The organism is Phytohabitans sp. LJ34 (assembly GCF_052068095.1).
Taxonomy (GTDB): Bacteria; Actinomycetota; Actinomycetes; order Mycobacteriales; family Micromonosporaceae; genus Phytohabitans.
Genome location: NZ_JBQHDG010000001.1, coordinates 52,977 through 70,976 on the forward strand (window position 1 = coordinate 52,977; position 18,000 = coordinate 70,976).

17 protein-coding genes are annotated in these 18,000 nt (G+C 70.7%); 10 read left to right on the forward strand and 7 right to left on the reverse strand.

Annotated features, from left to right (window positions below; all coding sequences use genetic code 11):
- Window positions 1–90: 90 nt before the first annotated feature.
- Window positions 91–1,071, reverse strand: coding sequence for a hypothetical protein (locus tag ACTMTJ_RS00255; RefSeq protein ID WP_441213918.1), 981 nt, complete (start codon window positions 1,069–1,071; stop codon window positions 91–93).
- Window positions 1,068–1,406, reverse strand: a complete 339-nt coding sequence (locus ACTMTJ_RS00260) for a PadR family transcriptional regulator (protein ID WP_441213920.1) — start codon at window positions 1,404–1,406, stop codon at window positions 1,068–1,070. The genes ACTMTJ_RS00255 and ACTMTJ_RS00260 overlap by 4 nt, the downstream gene beginning before the upstream one ends.
- A gap of 69 nt (window positions 1,407–1,475) precedes the next feature.
- Between ACTMTJ_RS00260 and ACTMTJ_RS00265 the strand changes: the two genes are divergently transcribed.
- The 4 genes from ACTMTJ_RS00265 to ACTMTJ_RS00280 all read left to right on the forward strand — a co-directional run bounded on the left by ACTMTJ_RS00265 (window position 1,476) and on the right by ACTMTJ_RS00280 (window position 4,441).
- Complete coding sequence (locus tag ACTMTJ_RS00265) at window positions 1,476–2,024, forward strand: type 1 glutamine amidotransferase domain-containing protein (protein WP_441213921.1); 549 nt, start codon at window positions 1,476–1,478, stop codon at window positions 2,022–2,024.
- Between the two features lie 78 nt (window positions 2,025–2,102).
- Complete coding sequence (locus ACTMTJ_RS00270) at window positions 2,103–3,710, forward strand: MDR family MFS transporter (protein WP_441213922.1); 1,608 nt, start codon at window positions 2,103–2,105, stop codon at window positions 3,708–3,710.
- Between the two features lie 57 nt (window positions 3,711–3,767).
- Window positions 3,768–4,121 carry a hypothetical protein gene (locus tag ACTMTJ_RS00275; protein ID WP_441213923.1) on the forward strand — a complete coding sequence of 118 codons (354 nt, stop codon included), beginning with the start codon at window positions 3,768–3,770 and terminating at the stop codon, window positions 4,119–4,121.
- On the forward strand, window positions 4,118–4,441 hold the full coding sequence (locus ACTMTJ_RS00280; RefSeq protein WP_441213924.1) for a type II toxin-antitoxin system PemK/MazF family toxin: 324 nt from the start codon (window positions 4,118–4,120) through the stop codon (window positions 4,439–4,441). Before ACTMTJ_RS00275 ends, ACTMTJ_RS00280 begins: the two co-directional genes overlap by 4 nt.
- Here the strand turns inward: ACTMTJ_RS00280 and ACTMTJ_RS00285 are convergent.
- Window positions 4,434–4,928 (reverse strand): NUDIX domain-containing protein, encoded by a 495-nt coding sequence (locus tag ACTMTJ_RS00285; RefSeq protein ID WP_441213925.1) that lies wholly within the window; start codon window positions 4,926–4,928, stop codon window positions 4,434–4,436. The genes ACTMTJ_RS00280 and ACTMTJ_RS00285 overlap by 8 nt on opposite strands.
- 67 nt (window positions 4,929–4,995) lie before the next feature.
- On the opposite strand from ACTMTJ_RS00285, the gene ACTMTJ_RS00290 reads away from it, so the two are divergent.
- Window positions 4,996–6,627 carry a fatty acid--CoA ligase gene (locus ACTMTJ_RS00290; protein WP_441213926.1) on the forward strand — a complete coding sequence of 544 codons (1,632 nt, stop codon included), beginning with the start codon at window positions 4,996–4,998 and terminating at the stop codon, window positions 6,625–6,627.
- A gap of 39 nt (window positions 6,628–6,666) precedes the next feature.
- On the opposite strand, the gene ku is transcribed toward ACTMTJ_RS00290, so the two are convergent.
- Window positions 6,667–7,635 (reverse strand): non-homologous end joining protein Ku, encoded by a 969-nt coding sequence (ku, locus tag ACTMTJ_RS00295; RefSeq protein WP_441213927.1) that lies wholly within the window; start codon window positions 7,633–7,635, stop codon window positions 6,667–6,669.
- A gap of 130 nt (window positions 7,636–7,765) precedes the next feature.
- Here ku and ligD (ACTMTJ_RS00300) point away from each other — a divergent pair, with 130 nt between their 5' ends.
- From ligD (ACTMTJ_RS00300) to ACTMTJ_RS00315, 4 genes are read left to right on the forward strand one after another with little or no spacing between them, the layout of a single operon-like run.
- Entirely contained in the window at window positions 7,766–8,710 is a 945-nt protein-coding gene (gene ligD, locus ACTMTJ_RS00300; protein WP_441213928.1) for a non-homologous end-joining DNA ligase, read from the forward strand.
- Entirely contained in the window at window positions 8,700–9,599 is a 900-nt protein-coding gene (ligD, locus tag ACTMTJ_RS00305) for a non-homologous end-joining DNA ligase (RefSeq protein ID WP_441213929.1), read from the forward strand. The genes ligD (ACTMTJ_RS00300) and ligD (ACTMTJ_RS00305) overlap by 11 nt, the downstream gene beginning before the upstream one ends.
- A gap of 25 nt (window positions 9,600–9,624) precedes the next feature.
- Complete coding sequence (locus ACTMTJ_RS00310; protein WP_441213930.1) at window positions 9,625–10,158, forward strand: TetR/AcrR family transcriptional regulator; 534 nt, start codon at window positions 9,625–9,627, stop codon at window positions 10,156–10,158.
- 33 nt (window positions 10,159–10,191) lie between these two features.
- On the forward strand, window positions 10,192–11,643 hold the full coding sequence (locus ACTMTJ_RS00315; protein WP_441213931.1) for a DHA2 family efflux MFS transporter permease subunit: 1,452 nt from the start codon (window positions 10,192–10,194) through the stop codon (window positions 11,641–11,643).
- Here ACTMTJ_RS00315 and ACTMTJ_RS00320 read toward each other — a convergent pair.
- Complete coding sequence (locus ACTMTJ_RS00320; RefSeq protein WP_441213932.1) at window positions 11,607–13,247, reverse strand: DNA repair helicase XPB; 1,641 nt, start codon at window positions 13,245–13,247, stop codon at window positions 11,607–11,609. The genes ACTMTJ_RS00315 and ACTMTJ_RS00320 overlap by 37 nt on opposite strands.
- Before the next feature lie 152 nt (window positions 13,248–13,399).
- Between ACTMTJ_RS00320 and ACTMTJ_RS00325 the strand changes: the two genes are divergently transcribed.
- The gene (locus ACTMTJ_RS00325; protein WP_441213933.1) at window positions 13,400–14,254 is read left to right on the forward strand and encodes a L,D-transpeptidase family protein; all 855 of its coding nucleotides are present in this window, start codon (window positions 13,400–13,402) and stop codon (window positions 14,252–14,254) included.
- Between the two features lie 35 nt (window positions 14,255–14,289).
- Here the strand turns inward: ACTMTJ_RS00325 and ACTMTJ_RS00330 are convergent, their stop codons facing one another.
- A complete protein-coding gene (locus tag ACTMTJ_RS00330) occupies window positions 14,290–15,330 on the reverse strand; it encodes a S1 family peptidase (protein WP_441213934.1) in 1,041 nt (346 codons plus the stop codon).
- Window positions 15,331–15,493: 163 nt separating this feature from the next.
- Complete coding sequence (locus ACTMTJ_RS00335; RefSeq protein ID WP_441213936.1) at window positions 15,494–17,854, reverse strand: helicase-associated domain-containing protein; 2,361 nt, start codon at window positions 17,852–17,854, stop codon at window positions 15,494–15,496.
- Between the last annotated feature and the right edge of the window lie 146 nt (window positions 17,855–18,000).

Below are 18,000 nucleotides of genomic sequence, written 5' to 3' on the forward strand. Positions count from 1 at the left end.
CGGACGTGGGAAATCTGTCCCGGATTTGACCGTGCATTGTGGACAGGCTCGCTACCTCGACCGCGAAAGCTCTCTAGTGTGGCCACCGCACTAGATCCGGGATTGGCGGCGGGCGCTGAGCGTGCCGACGGCCAGCAGCACCACGGCACCGGCGGCGAAGATCCACATCCAGGTCCAGTAGCTGGCTGGCGTGCCTTCCTTGGCCCAGTGGGGATGGGCGTAGAAGAAGATCGGTGCCGCGACCGGCGGGAGCAGGAGTGTGGCGGCCGCGATCGTGGTCCGCGCGTCCACGACCGCCCAGAGGAGCAGGGCGATCATCGCGATCACGCTGCCCCACGGGTGGAGCTCGGTCGTCGCGTCGAAATCGGTCGGCAGCAGGATGATTGCCGCCGGCACGGCCAGCAGCCACAGCCACGGCCGGGGCGTGCCGGTCGGGCGCCATCGCAGCAGCGGCAGGGTCAGCAGCACGGCGAGCGGCAGCGGCCACATCGTCACGTCGATCCCGATGACGTCGAACGTCCTGGTGATCGACTGCCACAGATTGTCCGGGTAGGTGTACACGAAAGTGCCGGTGGCCGGGTCGGTCGACACGGACGAGTTGAAGGCGAAGAGTTCGATCGTGTACATCGTGACCCAGCCGGCGAGGGCCGTCAGCAGCCCCAGCCGGTAGCGGCCAGCCGCCACGAGGACGAGGGCGGCGGCGACCAGGACCGTCTCCAGTGGATGGAGCAGGTTGGTGGCCAGGCCCAGCTCGCGGTCGACGACCCACCGGGAGACGACGGCGCCGCTGCGGGCGAGGCTCACCGCGGTGGCGTGGGCGAGCAGCAGGAGCACCGCGATGCGGATGGCGCCGGCCATGACGCCGCCCGCCGGGCGGGGGCGGTGCACGCCGGCGCGGGTCTGTAGGCCGCGCACCGCCAGTGACAGTGACTCGCGGAGGGATGGGCGGCTCTGGTCGGGTGTGGCCGCCTCCATCAGCGTGCCGATCATTTCGTCGCCACGCTCGCGCCGGTAGGCCGGCGGGTATGCGTGCAGCAGCCAGCGGTAGCGAGCCTCCAGGACCGCGCTCATGCCGGACGCACCTCCCCGAAGCCCAGCGCCGGGCGGCGTGAGGTCACCACACGTGCCGCCCGGGTCATGCGCTCGGCCTCGGCCTCCAGTGCCGTCGCGCCGGCGGCGGTCAGCTCGTAGTAGCGCCGGGCGCGGCCGTTGACCACCTGCTCGTCGACGACCTGGACCAGGCCCTCGGCGCTGAGGCGGTCAAGTGCCGCGTACAGCGTGCCGGCGGCCATCCGCACCTGCCCGCCGGAGAGCTCCTCGGCCCGCTTGATCACCGCGTAGCCGTGGAGGGGCCCGTCCATCAACGCGGCGAGCGTGAAGTAGGTGGGCTCTCGCATCGTGCTCATGTGGGTAGAGTATTCAGTTGATCTTAGTATCGCAAGTTTGCCTCGCTCTCACCCGGGAAGGGGGGAGTTATGACTACGACATTGCAGGGCAAGCGGGTCGCCTTCCTCGCGACCGACGGCGTCGAGGAGGTCGAGTACACCAAGCCGCGCGAGGCGGTCGAGCAGGCGGGCGGACAGCCCGAGCTGATCTCCATCAAGCCGGGCCAGATCCAGGCGTTCAAGCACCTGGACAAGTCAGCCACGTACCCGGTCGACCGCACCGTTGCCGACGCCAACCCGGACGAGTACGACGCGCTCGTGCTGCCCGGCGGCGTGGCCAACCCGGACGCGCTGCGCACCGACCCGGACGTGGTCCGGTTCGTGAAGTCGTTCTTCGACGCGCACAAGCCGGTCGCCGCGATCTGCCACGCCCCCTGGACCCTGATCGAGGCCGGCGTGCTCGACGGCCGCACCGTCACCTCCTGGCCCAGCCTCCGCACCGACCTGCGTAACGCCGGTGCCAACTGGGTCGACGAGCAGGTGCACGTCGACAACGGCCTGGTGACCAGCCGCAAGCCCGACGACCTGCCGGCCTTCTGCGACAAGATGGTCGAGGAGATCGCCGAGGGCAAGCACTGACGACCGTGGCCCGGTCTCGTCGGTCACCTTTCGCGCCAATCCGATTGCGGCGGCTGCGAACGGGTCAAAACTAAGATCATGACCACTGCCGACGAGACCCGGCCACGCCTCAGCCACCAGCAGATCCTCCTTCTGATGGCCGGTCTGATGACCGGCATGCTGCTGGCCGCACTGGATCAGACGATCGTGGGTACGGCGTTGCCCACGATCGTCGGGGAACTCGGCGGTATCGACCACTACTCGTGGGTGGTGACCGCGTACCTGCTGGCGTCCACCGCGTCGACGCCGCTCTACGGCAAGATCTCCGACCTGTACGGCCGCCGGCCGGTCTTCCTGTTCTCGATCGGCACGTTTCTGCTCGGCTCGCTGCTGGCTGGCCTGTCGCAGGACATGACCCAGCTGATCATCACGCGCGGTATCCAAGGGCTGGGCGCGGGCGGGCTGATGACGCTCGCCTTCACGATCATCTCGGACGTTGTCTCGCCCCGCGAACGCGGCCGGTACCAAGGCCTGTTCGGGGCGGTCTTCGGCGTTGCCTCGGTCGCCGGCCCGCTGGTCGGCGGCTACTTCGCCGAGCACGACTGGCGCTGGATCTTCTATATCAACGTGCCGATCGCCATCCTCGCCATCGTGGTCTGCTACCACGTGATGCGGCTGATCCCGTTTCACCGCCGCCCGCACTCGATCGACTGGCTCGGCGCGGCGCTCATGGTCGCCGGCGTGAGCAGCCTGCTGCTGGGGCTCAGCTGGGGCGGCAACCAGTACGCCTGGGGCTCGCCCACGATCATCGGCCTCTTCGTCGCGGGCGGGGTGCTCGCGGTGCTCTTCCTCCTCCAGGAGTCGCGGGCCCGCGAGCCGATCCTGCCGCTGAAGCTCTTCCGCCGCAGCACGTTCGCGCTGGCCAACAGCGCCGGCTTCGTACTCGGCCTGGTGATGTTCGGTTCGATCATCTTCATCCCGCTGTACCTTCAGATCGTCAAGGGCGCCACACCGACCCGCAGCGGCCTGCTGATGCTGCCGATGATGGCCGGCGTGATCGTGACCTCGGTGCTGTCCGGGCGGGCGATGAGCCGGATCGGCCGCTACAAGTGGTTTCCCGTCGCCGGCTCGATCGTGCTGACCGCGGGCATGCTGCTTTTCACCCAGCTGCACGTGGACACGTCGCTGTGGCTTGCCTTCGTCTACATGGTCGTGATCGGCGTCGGCCTCGGCCTGTGCATGCAGTCGCTCGTGCTGGCCGTGCAGAACGCGGTCGAGGTGCGGGACCTCGGCGCCGGTACGTCCGCCGCCACGTTCTTCCGCTCGCTGGGCGGCTCGTTCGGCGTGGCGATCCTCGGCGCCGTGCTCTCCTCTCGGCTCAGCGTGGAGCTCGCCGACCGGCTGCCGGGCGCGATCAGCCAGCTCACGCCCGAGCAGGCGGCGCGGTTCCAAGCGTCGGGTGGCGCTTCGCACTTCTCGATCAACGAGCCCGCCGTGATCCGGGCGCTGCCCGAGCCGCTGCGGGAGGCGATCCAGTTCGCCTTCGTCGACGCGCTGCACGTGGTCTTCCTGATCGCCGGGCTCGTCGCGGTCGTGGCGATCGCGGTGACACTCGCGCTGCCCGACCATGAGCTGCGCGGTGCCGTGCCCGGCACGGACGAGGACAGCGCCAACGATGCGGAAGCGAAGACCCAGACGCTGCTCTAGGTGATGCACTTGATGCATCGTAATGTGATGTGTAGCCTGAAGCGTATGCTGTTGCAGATGAAGCGGACGACAGTGACGCTCGATGACGAGGCCGCCCAGGTGGTCGAGGCCAGTGGCGCCGAGACGGCGTTGCGGCAGGCACTGGAGCAGTGGCTTGTTGACCACGGCGAGTCCCCCGACGTGCTGCGCAGCGAGGGCGGCCGGATCCGCGCGCTCATCCAGGTGGCCGGTGAGGCGTTGCAGGAGCGGGCGCTCGACATCGGCTATGCCCGGATGGCGGAGTGGTGGGTCGAGACCGACAGCGGTCGCCGGGCCGCGCGCGACCGGTGGGTGGGCCGTGAGGCGCCCCGCTGGGCGGCGGAGGATGCCGCCGGAGAGGGCGCTGACGCGGCAAAGCCGGTTCGCTCGTGATCGAGCCGGCGAGGGGGCAGGTCTATTGGGCGGAGGTCGCCGGCGTCGGCAGAAAGCCATGGTTGGTGGTGTCAAACAACCGGCGTAACCGAAACCTGGAAAGTGTGCTCGCCGTGCGCATCACCACGACGGACCGGCACGCCTCCATGCCGACGGTGGTGCGCCTGACGCATGACGACCCGCTGGTGGGCTATGTCGTCTGCGACGACCTGGGCCCGATCTACCGGGACGAGATCGTCGAGGCTGCGGGCGCGTTGTCGGGCCACACGATGCTCGCCGTCAACGGCGCACTCCGGATCGCCTTGGCCATCTCTACTTGAGCACCATCTGGCCGGTGCGTTCGAAGGCGGCGAGGTCGGCCAGCGACTCGTACACGCTGCGGGACAGCGGCGCGGGCATCTCGTCGGGGTGGAAGAAGCCGGCGTCGATGGTCTCGTCGGTCACCCGCGCCAGCTGGCCCGCCCACCGGTCGATCCGAAACGCGGTCACGAAGAGCTGGTACGTGTCCTCGTACATGTTGGTGAACGTGTAGGCCGGGCCGGTGTAGAAGGCGAACGGGGTGACTTCGGCCGCCCGCAGGCCGGTCTCCTCGTACACCTCCCGTACGGCGCAGTCGGCGATCGACTCGCCCAGCTCCATGGCACCCGCCGGGACCGCCCAGATGCCGTTGTCGCGCCGCCTGATCAGCAGCACACGGCCCTGCTCGTCGAAGACGATGCCGCGTGCGCCGACAAATAGCAGGGTGCGGTCGCCGGCGAGCGCGCGCAGTTGGCCAAGGTACGACTCCGCCCACGGAATGCTTGCCACAACGCACGATCCTAGATGCCGCCCCGATCCCTTCCGCTGGTGTGATCCAGGACACTACATTCAGACCATGCGCAGCACGATGATGGACGCCCCGCTTCTCGTCTCCCGGATCCTCGAGCACGGCAGCACCGTGCACGGCACCGCGGACGTCGCCACCTGGACCGGTGCCGGCAGCAGCCGCATGACGTACGCCGAGGTGGGCGCCAAGGCCGCACAGCTCGCGCACGCCCTCCGCGACGACCTGGGCGTGACCGGCGACCAGCGGGTGGCCACCTTCATGTGGAACAACGCGGAGCACCTCGTGGTCTACCTCGGCGTGCCGAGCATGGGCGCCGTGCTGCACACGCTCAACCTGCGGCTGTTTCCCGACCAGATCACGTACATCGCCAACCACGCCGAAGACCGGGTCGTCATCGTCGACAGCACGCTGATCCCGTTGCTGGCCAAGGTGCTGCCCACGATGTCCACAGTGGAGCACGTGGTCGTGGTCGGCGGCGGAGACCCGGCACCGCTGGGCGACCGCGTGTCGGTACACCGGTGGGACGACCTGCTGCGCGACAAGCCGGAGCGCTTCGACTGGCCCACACTCGACGAGCGCGACGCCGCCGCCCTCTGCTACACCTCGGGCACGACCGGCAACCCGAAGGGCGTGGCGTACTCGCACCGCTCCATCTGGCTGCACTCGATGCAGGTCTGCGCACCCGAGGGCTTCGGGCTCGGCCCGGCCGACCGCGAACTCGCGATCGTGCCGATGTTTCACGCGATGTCGTGGGGGATCCCGTTCGCCGCGTTCATGTCCGGAGCCTCGCTGCTGATGCCCGACCGTTTCCTCCAAGGTGGACCGATCGCGCAGATGATCGAGGCGGAGCGCCCCACCAAGGCCGGCGCCGTGCCGACCATCTGGACCGATGTGCTGTCCTACCTAGACGGTCACGACGTCGACATCTCCTCGCTCAAGGAGGTGATCGTCGGTGGGTCGGCCTGCCCGCCCGCGCTGATGACCGCGTTCAAGGAGCGATACGGCATCGAGATCATCCACGCCTGGGGCATGACCGAGATGTCGCCGCTGGGCTCGGTGTCCCGCGCGCCGGCCGGTGCGACGGGCGACGACGCGTTCGCGTACCGGATCACCCAGGGCCGCGTGCCGGCCGGCGTCGCGGCCCGCATCGTGGGCCCGCTGGGCGAGCAGATGCCCGCCGACGGCAAGTCCGTGGGCGAGTTGGAGGTCCGCGGGCCGTGGACGACGTCGCGGTACATCGGCGAGGACGTGCCCGACCCGGACAAGTTCCGCGACGGCTGGCTGCGCACGGGCGATGTCGGCACCCTCTCCGCCGACGGCTTCATCACGCTCACCGACCGCGCCAAAGACGTGATCAAGTCCGGCGGCGAGTGGATCTCCTCGGTCGAGCTGGAAAACGCGCTGATGGCCCACCCCGCGGTGCTGGAGGCCTGCGTGGTCGGCGTGCCCGACGAGCGCTGGGACGAGCGCCCGCTGGCCACCGTCGTGCTCAAGGAGGGCACGACGGCCAGCGCCGAGGAGCTGCGCGACTTCCTCGGCGAGCGGGTCGCCAAGTGGCAGCTCCCCGAGCGGTGGGCGTTCATCGAGGCGGTGCCGAAGACGAGCGTCGGCAAGTTCGACAAGAAGCGGGTCCGCTCCAGCTACGCCGAAGGCGCCCTCGAGGTCACCGAGGTCGGCTGACGCCGCGCTCCCTAGAGGTCACCGAGGTCGGCTGGGCGGTCAGGCCGACTTGCGTGAGGCGGTCTTCTTGGCGGTGGTCTTCTTCGCCGCCGCCTTCTTGGCCGGCTCGGCCTTCTTCGCGGCGGTCTTCTTGGCCGGTGCGGCCTTCTTCGCGGGTGCCTTCTTGGCCGGCTCGGCCTTCTTGGCCGAGCGCGCCGACGAGATCGGGGTCGGCTCGCCGCCCTCCTCGCCGCGTGCCGCCCGGGCCCGCTCGACCGACGCCTTCAGCGCGGCCATCAGGTCGACCGCGGCGGCCGGGGCCTCCTCGACCTCCTCCGGCTGCACGACCTCGCGGCCCTCGACCTTGGCGTCGATGACCTCCTGGAGCGCCTCGCGGTAGTTGTCCTTGAAGTCGTCCGGGTCGAAGTCGCCGGCCATCGAGTCGATCAGCGAGCCGGCCATCGCCAGCTCCGGCGGGCGCACCTCGATGTTTTCGTCGAGGAAGGTGAAGTCGGGCTTTCGGATCTCGTCGGGCCACAGCATCGTGTTGAGCATCAGGACGCCCTCGCGTACCCGCAGCGTGGCGAGCTGCTCGCGCTGGCGCAGCGCCACCTTGACGATCGCGACCCGGTCGGCATCGGCGAGCGCGTCGCGGAGCAGGATGTACGGCTTGGTGGCCGCGCCCTCGGGCTCCATGAAGTACGCCTTGTTGTACATGATCGGGTCGACCTGATCGGCCGGCACGAACTCCAGCACGTCGATCGCGCGGGAGGTGCTCAGCGGCAGGTCGGCGAAGTCGTCGTCAGTGAGGATGACCATCTCGCCACCGCCGATGTCGTAGCCCTTGGCGATGTCGTCGTAGGTCACCTCCTCGCCGTCGACCGAGCAGGTGCGCTTGTATCGGATGCGACCGCCGTCTTGCCGATGAACCTGGTGAAAACGGATATCCTTCTCTTCGGTTGCCGAATAAAGCTTTACGGCGATCGATACGAGGCCGAACGAGACCGCGCCTTTCCAGATTGCCCGCATCCTGGCTCCTATCCGTGCTGACCTGCCCGGAACCCCCGCCGCGCATCCTGATGGCACAGCCCGGTCCCAACCAGGATCGCACTGCGATGAACGGGACGCGAGGCCTTCACAGTGGATCTAAGGTGGTTTCGTGGCTGGTATGCCGCTGAAACCCATGCTCGCGACCACGGGGGAGCGGCTTCCAGCCGGTTCCGGGTGGGCGTATGAGTTCAAATGGGACGGCGTTCGCGCAATCACCGAAATCACCCAGGGCGCCTCGCGCATGTGGGCCCGCTCCGGCGCCGAGATCACCGCCGCCTACCCCGAGCTGGCCCGCCTCGGCAAGACCCTCGACGACGCGGTGCTGGACGGCGAGGTGGTGCTGCTCGACGAGGCGGGGCGGCCCAGCTTCACGGCGCTGGCCGAGCGGATGCACGTACGCGAGAAGGCACGGGCGGCGCGGCTGGCCGCGAGCATCCCCGTCACATACATGATCTTCGACCTGCTCCGGCTGCGCGGCGCCGACCTCACCGCGTGGCCGTACCACGACCGCCGGGCGGCCCTGGAGGCACTCGGGCTGGCCGGGCCGCGCTGGGCGGTGCCGCCGACTTTCTCCGACGGCCCGGCCACGTACGCGGCGGCGAAGGAGAACCAGCTCGAGGGCCTGGTCGCCAAGCGCGCCGACTCGATCTACCGGCCGGGCTTGCGTTCCCCGGACTGGGTCAAGGTGAAGGCCGAGTTCACCGCGGAGTTCGTGGTGGGCGGGTGGCGGCCGGGCGCACGGAAGATCGGCGGGCTTCTCGTCGGCGCGCCGCAGCCGGACGGGCGGCTGGCGTTCCGTGGCCGGGTCGGCGGCGGGATCGGCGCCGCGGCCGAGCGCGCGCTGCTCGACGTGCTGGAGCCGCGACGCGACGCACCGTCACCCTTCGCCGGCGATGTGCCGCGTGAAGATGCCCGTGGCGCGATCTGGGTAAGACCGGAGATCGTAGTGGAGGTGAAGTACGGCCAGCGCACGCCGGACGGGAGACTGCGCTTCCCGCGGTTTCTGCGGCTGCGCCCGGACCTGCGACCGGAGGATGTAGCAGATGCCACCTAAAGAGCAGCGCATCCGGGTCGAGGTCGACGGGCAGTCGCTGGAGCTGTCCAACCTGGACAAGGTGCTCTACCCGGCAGCCGGGTTCACCAAAGGCGAGATCATCAACTACTACACCCAGGTCGCGTCGGTGCTGCTCCCGCACCTGCGCGACCGGGCGTTGACCCGGATCCGCTTTCCCAACGGCGTGGACGGGCAGTCCTTCTTCGAGAAGAACAAGCCTGGCGGTACCCCGGAGTGGGTGCGGGTCGAGACGCTGCCGGTGCCCGGGTCGACAAAGGACCGGGAGACGATCGACTACGTCGTCGCCGACGACCTGCCGACGCTGGTGTGGCTGGCCAACCTCGCCGCGCTGGAGCTGCACACCCCGCAGTGGCGGGTCGGCGAGCAGCCCGACCTGATGGTGGTCGACCTCGACCCCGGTGCGCCGGCGGGGCTGCGCGAGTGCTGCGCGGTGGCGGTGCTGATGCGCGACCGGCTCGCCGAAGACGGGCTTGCCGCCTATCCGAAGACTTCCGGCAAGAAGGGCATGCAGCTGAGCTGCCCGATCGCGGGCACGCAGTCGGCCGAGGAGGTCTCCGCGTACGCCAAGCGGATCGCCGAGGAGTTGGAGCGCGGCACGCCCAAGTCGATCACGTCGAAGATGGCCAAGCGGCTGCGGCCGGGCAAAGTCTTCATCGACTGGAGTCAAAACAGCGCGGCCAAGACGACCGTCGCGCCGTACTCGCTGCGCGCCCAAGCCCAGCCCACCGTCTCCACGCCGCTGACCTGGGACGAGGTGGAGGATGGCGCCGCGCGGGCGTTCAGCCCCGACGAGGTGCTGGAGCGGATCGAGGAGTACGGCGACCTGCTCGAGGACCTGCTGACCCCGGGTCCTTCCGTGCCTGGTTAGTGAGTGATAACTTACCGACGTGCGGATGAGTGCGGAGGAACGGCGGATCACGGTGCTCCGCGCCGCGCGTGAAGAGTTCGGCGCGAGCGGGCTCAACGGCGCCTCCACCGAGGCCATCGCCCGCCGGGTCGGCGTCTCCCAGCCATATCTGTTCCGGCTCTTCCCGACCAAGAAGGCGATCTTCCTCGCCAGCATCGAAAACTGCTTCGACCACGTGCGGGCCATCTTCGACGAGGCCGCGGAGGGCCTCACCGGTGAGGCGGCGCTCCAAGAGATGGGCCGGGCCTACAAGACGCTGCTCGACGACAAGGCGACGCTCCAGATGCAGCTCCAGATGTGGGCCGCCGCCTGCCACGACGAGGAGATCCGCCAGCTGGCCCGCGAGCGGGTGAGCGCGCTGTGGCGCCAGGTCGCGCACCTGTCCGGAGCCGACGACCAGCGGGTCATGCAGTTTCTGGCCGCGGGCATGCTGCTCAACGTCATGGCCGCGATGGACCTCCCCCGGATCCGCGAGCAGCTCGGCGACACGCTCGCCGGCCTTTCCGACCCACCCGCCTGAGTACCGGACACCCGAGCGAACAGGGAACTTCCCATGGGAAAAGAAGTTAGTGATCAGTCACTAGGCAAGCTCCTGTGGACCTTCGTCGTCACCGGCGCGGCCACGTTCATGGTCGCGATGGACAACCTCATCGTCACCAACGCGCTGCCCGTCATCCGGGTCGACCTCGGCACCGGCCTCGAAGGGCTGGAGTGGACCGTCAACGCGTACACGCTCACGTTCGCCGTCCTGCTGCTCACCGGCGCGGCCCTCGGCGACCGTTTCGGCCGGCGGAAGGTCTTCGCGATCGGGCTCGTCATCTTCACTGCGGCGTCGGCCGCCGCCGCGCTCGCGCCGGACATCGACACCCTGATCGCCGCCCGCGCGGTACAGGGCCTGGGCGGCGCGATCATCACACCGCTCAGCCTCACGCTGCTCGCCGACGCGGTACCGCCGGCCCGGCGCGGCACCGCCTTCGGCATCTGGGGTGCGATGAGCGGGCTCGGCGTCGCGCTCGGCCCGGTGATCGGCGGCGCGGTGGTCGACTCCGCGTCCTGGGAGTGGATCTTCTGGATCAACGTGCCGATCGGCCTGGTGCTGCTCCCGCTCGTCGCCGCCGTACGGGAGAGCCGCGGCGGTGCCGGCAGGCTCGACCCGATCGGCGTCGCCCTCGCCACCGCGGGCCTGTTCGGTGTGGTCTTCGGCCTGGTCCGCGGCGGCAGCCACGGCTGGACCAGCGCACCCGTACTCCTCGGGCTGATCGGCGGCGGCGCCCTCGTACTCGCGTTTGTCGCCTGGCAGGCCCGCGCCCGCTACCCGATGCTGCCCCTGCCGCTGTTTCGCAGCCGAGGCTTCAGCGTGTCCAACGCGGTCGGGTTCGTGATGGCGTTCGGCATGTTCGGCGCGGTCTTCCTGGGCGCGCAGTTCCTCCAGACCGTGCAGGGGTACTCGCCGCTCGAAGCCGGCGTGCGCACGCTGCCGTGGACCGCGGCGCCGGCCCTCGTCGCGCCCATCTCCGGCGCGCTCGCCGACCGGATCGGCGTACGGCGGGTGCTGGCCATCGCGCTCGCGCTCCAGGCCGCAGGCGTGGCCTGGCTGGCCCTGGTGAGCGACCCGGACGTCCCGTACGGCGAGCTCGTGCCCCCGTTCGTGCTCGGCGGCGTCGGCATGGGCCTGTTCTTCGCGCCGATGGCCCGGGCCGCGATCGACTTCGCACCGCGCGGCATGGAGGGCGTCGCCTCCGGCGCGTCCAACGCGGTGCGCCAGCTCGGCACCGTGCTGGGCATCGCGGTGCTGGGCGCGGTCTTCTCGGCCGCCGGCGGCTACGCCAGCGGGCAGGACTTCGTCGACGGTATGCGCGCCGGACAGATGGTCGGTGCGGTGGCGCTCGCCGGCGCCGCGCTGCTCGCGCTGGTCATCCCGCAAACCCGCCGGGCCGCGCCGGCCACCGTGGCGGCCCCGCGGGAACGTCAGGCGAGCACGTCGTCCGCGTCGACGATCGTGTAGGCGTAGCCCTGCTCGGCCAAAAACCGCTGGCGGTGCGCCGCGTACTCGGTGTCGATCGTGTCCCTTGAGACCACCGTGTAGAAGTGCGCCTGCCGGCCGTCGGACTTGGGGCGCAGCACCCGACCCAGCCGCTGCGCTTCTTCCTGGCGGGAGCCGAACGTGCCGGACACCTGCACCGCCACCGCCACCTCGGGCAGGTCGATCGAGAAGTTGCCCACCCGGGAGATCACCAGCGTGCGCAGCGTGCCCGAGCGGAACTCGTCGAAGAGCCGCTCACGCTCCTTGTTGGTGGTCGAACCCTGGATGATCGGCGCGTCGAGCGCCTCGCCGAGCTGGTGCAGCTGGTCGATGTACGCCCCGATCACCAGCACCTGGTCGTCGGAGTGGCGCTCGACCAGCGCCTTCACCACCGGGAGCTTGGAACGCGCGGTCGCCGCGAAGCGGTAGCGCTCCTCCGCCTCGGAGGTGGCGTACGCCATCCGCTCTTCGTCGGAGAGCGTCACCCGCACCTCGGTGCAGTCGGCCGGCGCGATCCAGCCCTGCGCCTCGATGTCCTTCCACGGCGCGTCGTACCGCTTGGGGCCGATCAGCGAGAAGACGTCGCCCTCGCGGCCGTCCTCGCGGACCAGCGTCGCGGTTAGGCCGAGCCGGCGGCGGGCCTGGAGGTCCGCGGTGAAACGGAAGATCGGCGCGGGCAGCAGGTGCACCTCGTCGTAGATGACCAGGCCCCAGTCGCGCGCGTTGAACAGGTCCAGGTGGGTGAACGCGCCGCCGCGCCGGGTGGTGAGCACCTGGTAGGTGGCGATCGTCACCGGGCGGATCTCTTTGCGCTCGCCGGAGTACTCGCCGATCTCCTCCTCGGTCAGGGAGGTGCGGGCGAGCAGCTCACGCTTCCACTGGCGGCCGGCGACCGTGTTGGTGACCAGGATCAGCGTGGTGGCCGACGCCTGCGCCATCGCCGCCGCGCCGACGAGCGTCTTGCCCGCGCCGCAGGGGAGCACGACGACGCCGGAGCCGCCGGCCCAGAAGTGGTCGACCGCCTCCTGCTGGTAGGACCGCAGCTGCCAGCCGTCCTGGTCAAGCGCGATCTCGTGCGCCTCGCCGTCGACGTAACCGGCCAGGTCTTCGGCCGGCCAGCCGAGCTTGAGCAGCGCCTGCTTGAGCCGCCCGCGCTCGGACGGGTGCACCGCGATGGTGTCGTCGTCGATCTTGGCGCCGAGCATGCCGGCCAGCTTCTTCGACTTGGCGACCTCGACGAGCACCGCCCGGTCGAGCCCGCGCAGCACGAGCCCGTGCGTCGGATGGTTGACGATCTGGAGCCGCCCATAGCGGTCCATGGTCTCGGCCACGTCCACCAGCAGCGCGTGCGGCACCGGGTAGCGGGAGAAGCGCAGCAGCGCGTCGACCACGCCCTCGGCATCGTGGCCCGCCGCCCGCGCGTTCCACAGCCCGAGCGGGGTCAGCCGGTAGGTGTGCACGTGCTCGGGCGAGCGCTCCAGCTCGGCGAAGGGGGCGATCGCCATGCGACAGGCGAGCGCGTCCGGGTGGTCGACCTCCAGCAGCAGGGTTTTGTCCGACTGCACGATCAATGGTCCGCCGCTCAAGATTGCCCCTCCTCCACGCAGACCCTCCAGTGTTGCACGGACGCCGGCTTGCCCCCGGCGTGCAGACTGTCGCGAAGAAAGTCTTCATCTGCTGCAACCGGACTGGCACTGTCGTGCGTCTACGTGACGACAACTGCTCTGGGGAGGGCGCCGTGGTAGGCAAAGGCTTGCGCTTCGTCGCCGTTGCAGTCGTCGCGCTGTTCGGCGTCGGTGCGTGCGCGCTCGAGTCGCAACCTGGCCAGGCCGGGGGAGATCCCCAGTCGGTGAGTGCGGGGCAGGGCGCTACGGGGGCGAGTGCGTCGCCCGACCCGGCAGCGTCCCCCACGGTCGAGCCGTCACCCACGGTGAAGCCGACTCCGACGCCGACCACCACGACGACGAAAAAGGCTCCGAAGCCGAAGAAACAGCCCAAGCCGGGCTGCCCGCAGGGCGACAGCCAGCGCGAGGTCGAGGTGGCGCTGGCCAAGCTCGGCACGTTCGGCAAGGTCACCGTCGACGGCAAGCAGTCCGACGCCGACTGCGTGGCGATCAAGAAGTTCCAGCAGCGATACGGCATCAGCCCGGCCGCCGGCCGCGCCGGCCCCACCACGGCCGACGTCGCGCAGCGCCTGGCCGCGACCGACACGAGCAAGTGCAAGACCGGATCGGGTACGACGTTCTGCCTCGACCTGACCCATCAGACCGCGTGGGCGATGCGCGGCGGCAAGGTGGTGCTCAAGCCGACCGTCACGCGTACCGGTATGCCCGGCTTCGCGACGCCGACCGGTGCGTACTCGGTGCAGAACAAGGCGCTCAAGGAGTGGTCCAACCCGTACGAGGTGTGGCTGCCGTACTGGCAGCGCTTCAACGGTGGTATCGGCTTCCACGAGACCACGACGTACATCCACACGAAGTCGATCGGCTCGCACGGTTGCGCCAACCTGCTGCACTCCGACGCGGTCGCCTTCTACGAGCTCGGCAAGGTGGGCACCCGGGTGTACGTGTTCGGCCGCCGGCCGGGCACCTGACGCACCCGACCGGCGGCCGTTGGGACCGCTGGTGATCAGCCCAGGCTCACGCCGTAGACCGACATCACCTCGTTGAGCGGCTGGAAGAAGGTCGTGCCGCCGGTGGAGCAGTTGCCGCTGCCGCCGGAGGTCAGGCCGAGGCCGGAGGAGCCGGCGAAGAGCGAGCCGCCGCTGTCACCGGGCTGGGCGCAGACGTTGGTGCGGATGAGCCCGCGCACCTGGCCCTGCGGGTAGTTCACCGTGGCGTTGGTGCCCGTCACCGAGCCGCTGCGTACGCCGGTGGTGCTGCCGCTGCGGCGGACCGACTGGCCGGTGACCGCGTTGCCGACCGAGGTGATCGACTGCGTGCTGCTGCCGGAGTACAGGTAGACCGCGCTGGGCCGGGCGATGCTCGTGTTCGTGTACCGGACGATCCCGTAGTCGTTGCCCGGGAAGCTCGAGCCGGCGCGGGTGCCGAGCGTGGTCGAGCCGTTGCTCCAGCTCGCGCCGGCGTTGGTGCAGTGGCCGGCGGTGACGAAGTAGAGCGTGTTGCCCGAACGCACGTTGAAGCCGAGCGAGCAGCGCGAGCCGCCGGTGTATATGGCCTGGCCGCCGGCGATGAACAGCTGGAACTTGCCAGCCGTGGTCTCCAGGCGGGCCGCGTCGCCGGCGGCGGCCACAGCGGCCTTCACCGAGTCGAGGCGGGCGCCGGTGACGGTGCTGTCGACGGTGACCACGACCTGGTTGGTCGTCACGTCGGTGTAGCGAGCCGTGCCGGGCACGTCGGTCGTCTTCGCGACCGTGGCCGTGACGGCGTCGAGCTGGGCGGCGCTGTACTTGACCGTCTTGGCGGTCGCGCCGGCCTGCCGCACCTGCTTCGCCGCGGCGGCGTCGGTCACGGTGACCACCATCCGGCCGCTGGCGTCGATGTACGCGCCGGCCGAGCGGGCGCCGAGGCTCGTGCTGAGGCTGGTGGCCGCGGGGGCGTCGGCGGCGAGCAGGGGTTCGGGGGCGGCCTGGGCGGCGGACGGCCAGAGCACCGCGCCGAGCAGGAGCACCGGTGCCGCGAGGATGGCGGCGGGTCGGTTGAGTCTCACGTGAGCCTCCGGGGGTTTTGGCACACGTCGGTGACGTGATGGATGATCTCGACCGTTTTGATGCCGAGATGTGAAGAACGTTTCCATCACATCTAGAAATTTACAAGAACTAATATGTGGGGGATGTATCCGGCGATATGGCCGTAAGGCGGCTGGGCAACGGTCAGTCGTCGAGGACCGCGGCGGTGATCCGGTGCAGCGCGAAGGTGTGCAGCATCTCCGTGCGCTCGTCCTCCGCCCGCAGGTAGCCGCCCCCGATCGACACCGGCCGCACCAGCCGGGACGCGGTGGCGCCGTGCGCGTCGACGTACCCCACCCAGACCAGCACCTTGTCACGTACCGCCTGCTGTAGCACGGCGAGCGCCTGGCTGTGCGCCTGTACCGCGGTGAGCCCCTCGACGCCGTGCCCGTTGGCGGCGCGGACGGTGACCGGCGCGCGGCGGGCGGCGCGGGCGGCCGCGTCACCCCGCCGGATCTGCTCGACGATGCCGGCCAGCCGCGGCGGGGTGAGCGGTGGCGGCCCGATCGGGTCGGTGCGCAACCCGACCGCGGTGCGCACCGGCGCCCGGCGCGACTTCGAGCGGCTGAGCACCGCCGCACCGCTGGCGTCCTCGTGCACCGGCGGGTAGCCGGCCTCGCGCAGCGCGGCGAGCAGGCGGCCAATCTGGTACGGCGTGACCAGCACGGTCGGGGCCAGCCGCCGCAGGGTCAGCGCGGCCAGCCGCTTGTCGGCCAGCAGCTGCACCAGCAACGCCTCGTCGTCGCTGCGCACGTACGCCCCGGCGCCGCCCGCACGCAGCCCACCGTGCTTGCGGGCCACGTCGTCGACGAGGTAGGTCAGCCCCTGCGGCACCGGGGTGCGGGAGCGGCGGCGAAAAAGCGAGTGCAGGTCGTCGGCGGTGTAGCCGGCGTCGAGCGCGCGCCGCACGCTCGCCTCGGTCACCCGGTGCACGCTCGCCCCGCCGGCCGACTCCTGCTCGGCCAGCAGCTCCAGCTCGGCGGCGAGCGCCGGCTCCGGCGGGCCGGGCACGACGACGGTCAGGTCGGCCTGCACGAGCAGGTGGTCGACCGGGGCGGGCAGGAGGCCGTCGAGCGCACCCGCCACATCCGGCTCGTCGTCCGCCCGTACGCCCAGCGGGTCGTCGTCTTCGGCCTCGTCGCGGGTGGCGAGCATCCGCCCGTACGACGTGAGCGCGCCCATCCCGGTCACCCCGAGCAGCGCCGCGTCGCTGAGCACCTCGCGGTGGATCGCCTCACGCCCCTTCGCCCGGCGCGGCGCCCGCCAGGCCAGCAGCGCGAGCACCTCCGCGGCGGTCGGCGCGGTGCCGGGTTCGAGCCCGGCGAGCACTTCGAGCACGCCCCGGCGGGCGGCCGGCGCACCGGCGCGTTCCGCCTCGCCGGCGAGGGCGTTGATCGGCCGGTCCCGCTCGTCGCGCTGCCCGACCAGGCCGGCCTGCCGGGTCATCGCCAGCCATGCCGTGGCCAGCCGCTCCCAGCGCCGGGCCAGCGGGATGGCGCGCCAAGTGTCGTACGCCGCCGTAGGCAGGAAGACAAGCTCCGCGCCCACCCGCGCACCGGGCGCGTCCGCCTCGCCGGCCAGCCCGGCCGCGTACGCCACCTCCAGCAGCAGCGCGGCCACCGGCTCGTCCAGCGCGGTCGCCTTGGCCAGCCGGCGCAGGTCGCGCACGCCCAGCCCGCCCGAGCGGAGCATCGTGGCCGGCTCGGCGTCGAGCGCGGCAAGCAGCGCTTCGGCCTGGCGTACCACCTCCATGGCCTGCCCCGCCCCCGCGGAGTCGACGCTCTTGAGGTCGCGGGCGGCGCTTTGGATGGCCGGCGGCCGCACCCGCAACGGGCCGAGCGGGCCGGCGTCGCGGCGCAACAGCAGGCCGATCTCGCGGGGAAGCTCCATCGCCTCGCCGGAGATCCGCACCAGCAGCCCGTTGTCGAGCAGCCACCGGACCGGCGAGTCCGCCGCCGCGGTGCCGTTGGTCAAGGTGCCCACCGGTGGACCGTCCGCCAGGCGGTCGAGTACCGCGCGCGCCGGCGGCGGCGCGGCCAGCAGCGTCCGCCGCAGCCGGGCCGGGTCCGCGCACAGGGCCGCCGCGGCCGGGTCCAGCTCCGCGGCGGGTCGTCCCAGCCCGGCCGGGTACGGCGAGGAGACCTCGTCGACGCCGCCGACCACATGCAGGGCCTCGTCCGGACCGGGTACGAGCAGCAGCGCCCGCAGCCGGCCGAGCGCCTCCCGCACACCGGCGGTCTCACCCTTGGCCATCGCGAGCACCGCGTCGACCGAGGTGGTGCCGTCGTCCGGGTCGCGGGTCAGGCGCACCGCGTCGAGCACCTGGAGCGTGAACTGGTCGAGCCCGTCGAGGGCGCGCGCCACCGATACCCGGGACTGGGCCCGCACCGCCAGCGCCGAGAGGTCGGACGGCACGGGCATGACCAGGTCTGGCCGCAGCTGGAGCAGCGCGGCCAGCGCGCGGTCCGGCAGCGACCGCAGCTGTTCGGCGAGTGTGGTGGCCATCGTCATCCAAAGCTAGCTGAGGCCGTCTGTTGGCGCCGCCAGCGTTGTGGGTCAGTCCCTGCGCCCGATGGTTCGCTCGCAAGCTCGCTCACGTGTCAGGATGATCGAGGAAACGGTCTGGGGGAGGAGCACCGGCGTGGCTGAAT

Excerpts from the sequence above, each read along its gene's own strand:
- ACTMTJ_RS00255 (WP_441213918.1), bottom strand. The coding sequence starts at position 1,071 with ATGAGCGCGGTCCTGGAGGCTCGCTACCGCTGGCTGCTGCACGCATAC.
- ACTMTJ_RS00260 (WP_441213920.1), bottom strand. The coding sequence starts at position 1,406 with ATGAGCACGATGCGAGAGCCCACCTACTTCACGCTCGCCGCGTTGATG.
- ACTMTJ_RS00265 (WP_441213921.1), top strand. The coding sequence starts at position 1,476 with ATGACTACGACATTGCAGGGCAAGCGGGTCGCCTTCCTCGCGACCGAC.
- ACTMTJ_RS00270 (WP_441213922.1), top strand. The coding sequence starts at position 2,103 with ATGACCACTGCCGACGAGACCCGGCCACGCCTCAGCCACCAGCAGATC.
- ACTMTJ_RS00275 (WP_441213923.1), top strand. The coding sequence starts at position 3,768 with ATGAAGCGGACGACAGTGACGCTCGATGACGAGGCCGCCCAGGTGGTC.
- ACTMTJ_RS00290 (WP_441213926.1), top strand. The coding sequence starts at position 4,996 with ATGCGCAGCACGATGATGGACGCCCCGCTTCTCGTCTCCCGGATCCTC.
- ku (WP_441213927.1), bottom strand. The coding sequence starts at position 7,635 with ATGCGGGCAATCTGGAAAGGCGCGGTCTCGTTCGGCCTCGTATCGATC.
- ligD (WP_441213929.1), top strand. The coding sequence starts at position 8,700 with ATGCCACCTAAAGAGCAGCGCATCCGGGTCGAGGTCGACGGGCAGTCG.
- ACTMTJ_RS00310 (WP_441213930.1), top strand. The coding sequence starts at position 9,625 with ATGAGTGCGGAGGAACGGCGGATCACGGTGCTCCGCGCCGCGCGTGAA.
- ACTMTJ_RS00315 (WP_441213931.1), top strand. The coding sequence starts at position 10,192 with ATGGGAAAAGAAGTTAGTGATCAGTCACTAGGCAAGCTCCTGTGGACC.
- ACTMTJ_RS00335 (WP_441213936.1), bottom strand. The coding sequence starts at position 17,854 with ATGGCCACCACACTCGCCGAACAGCTGCGGTCGCTGCCGGACCGCGCG.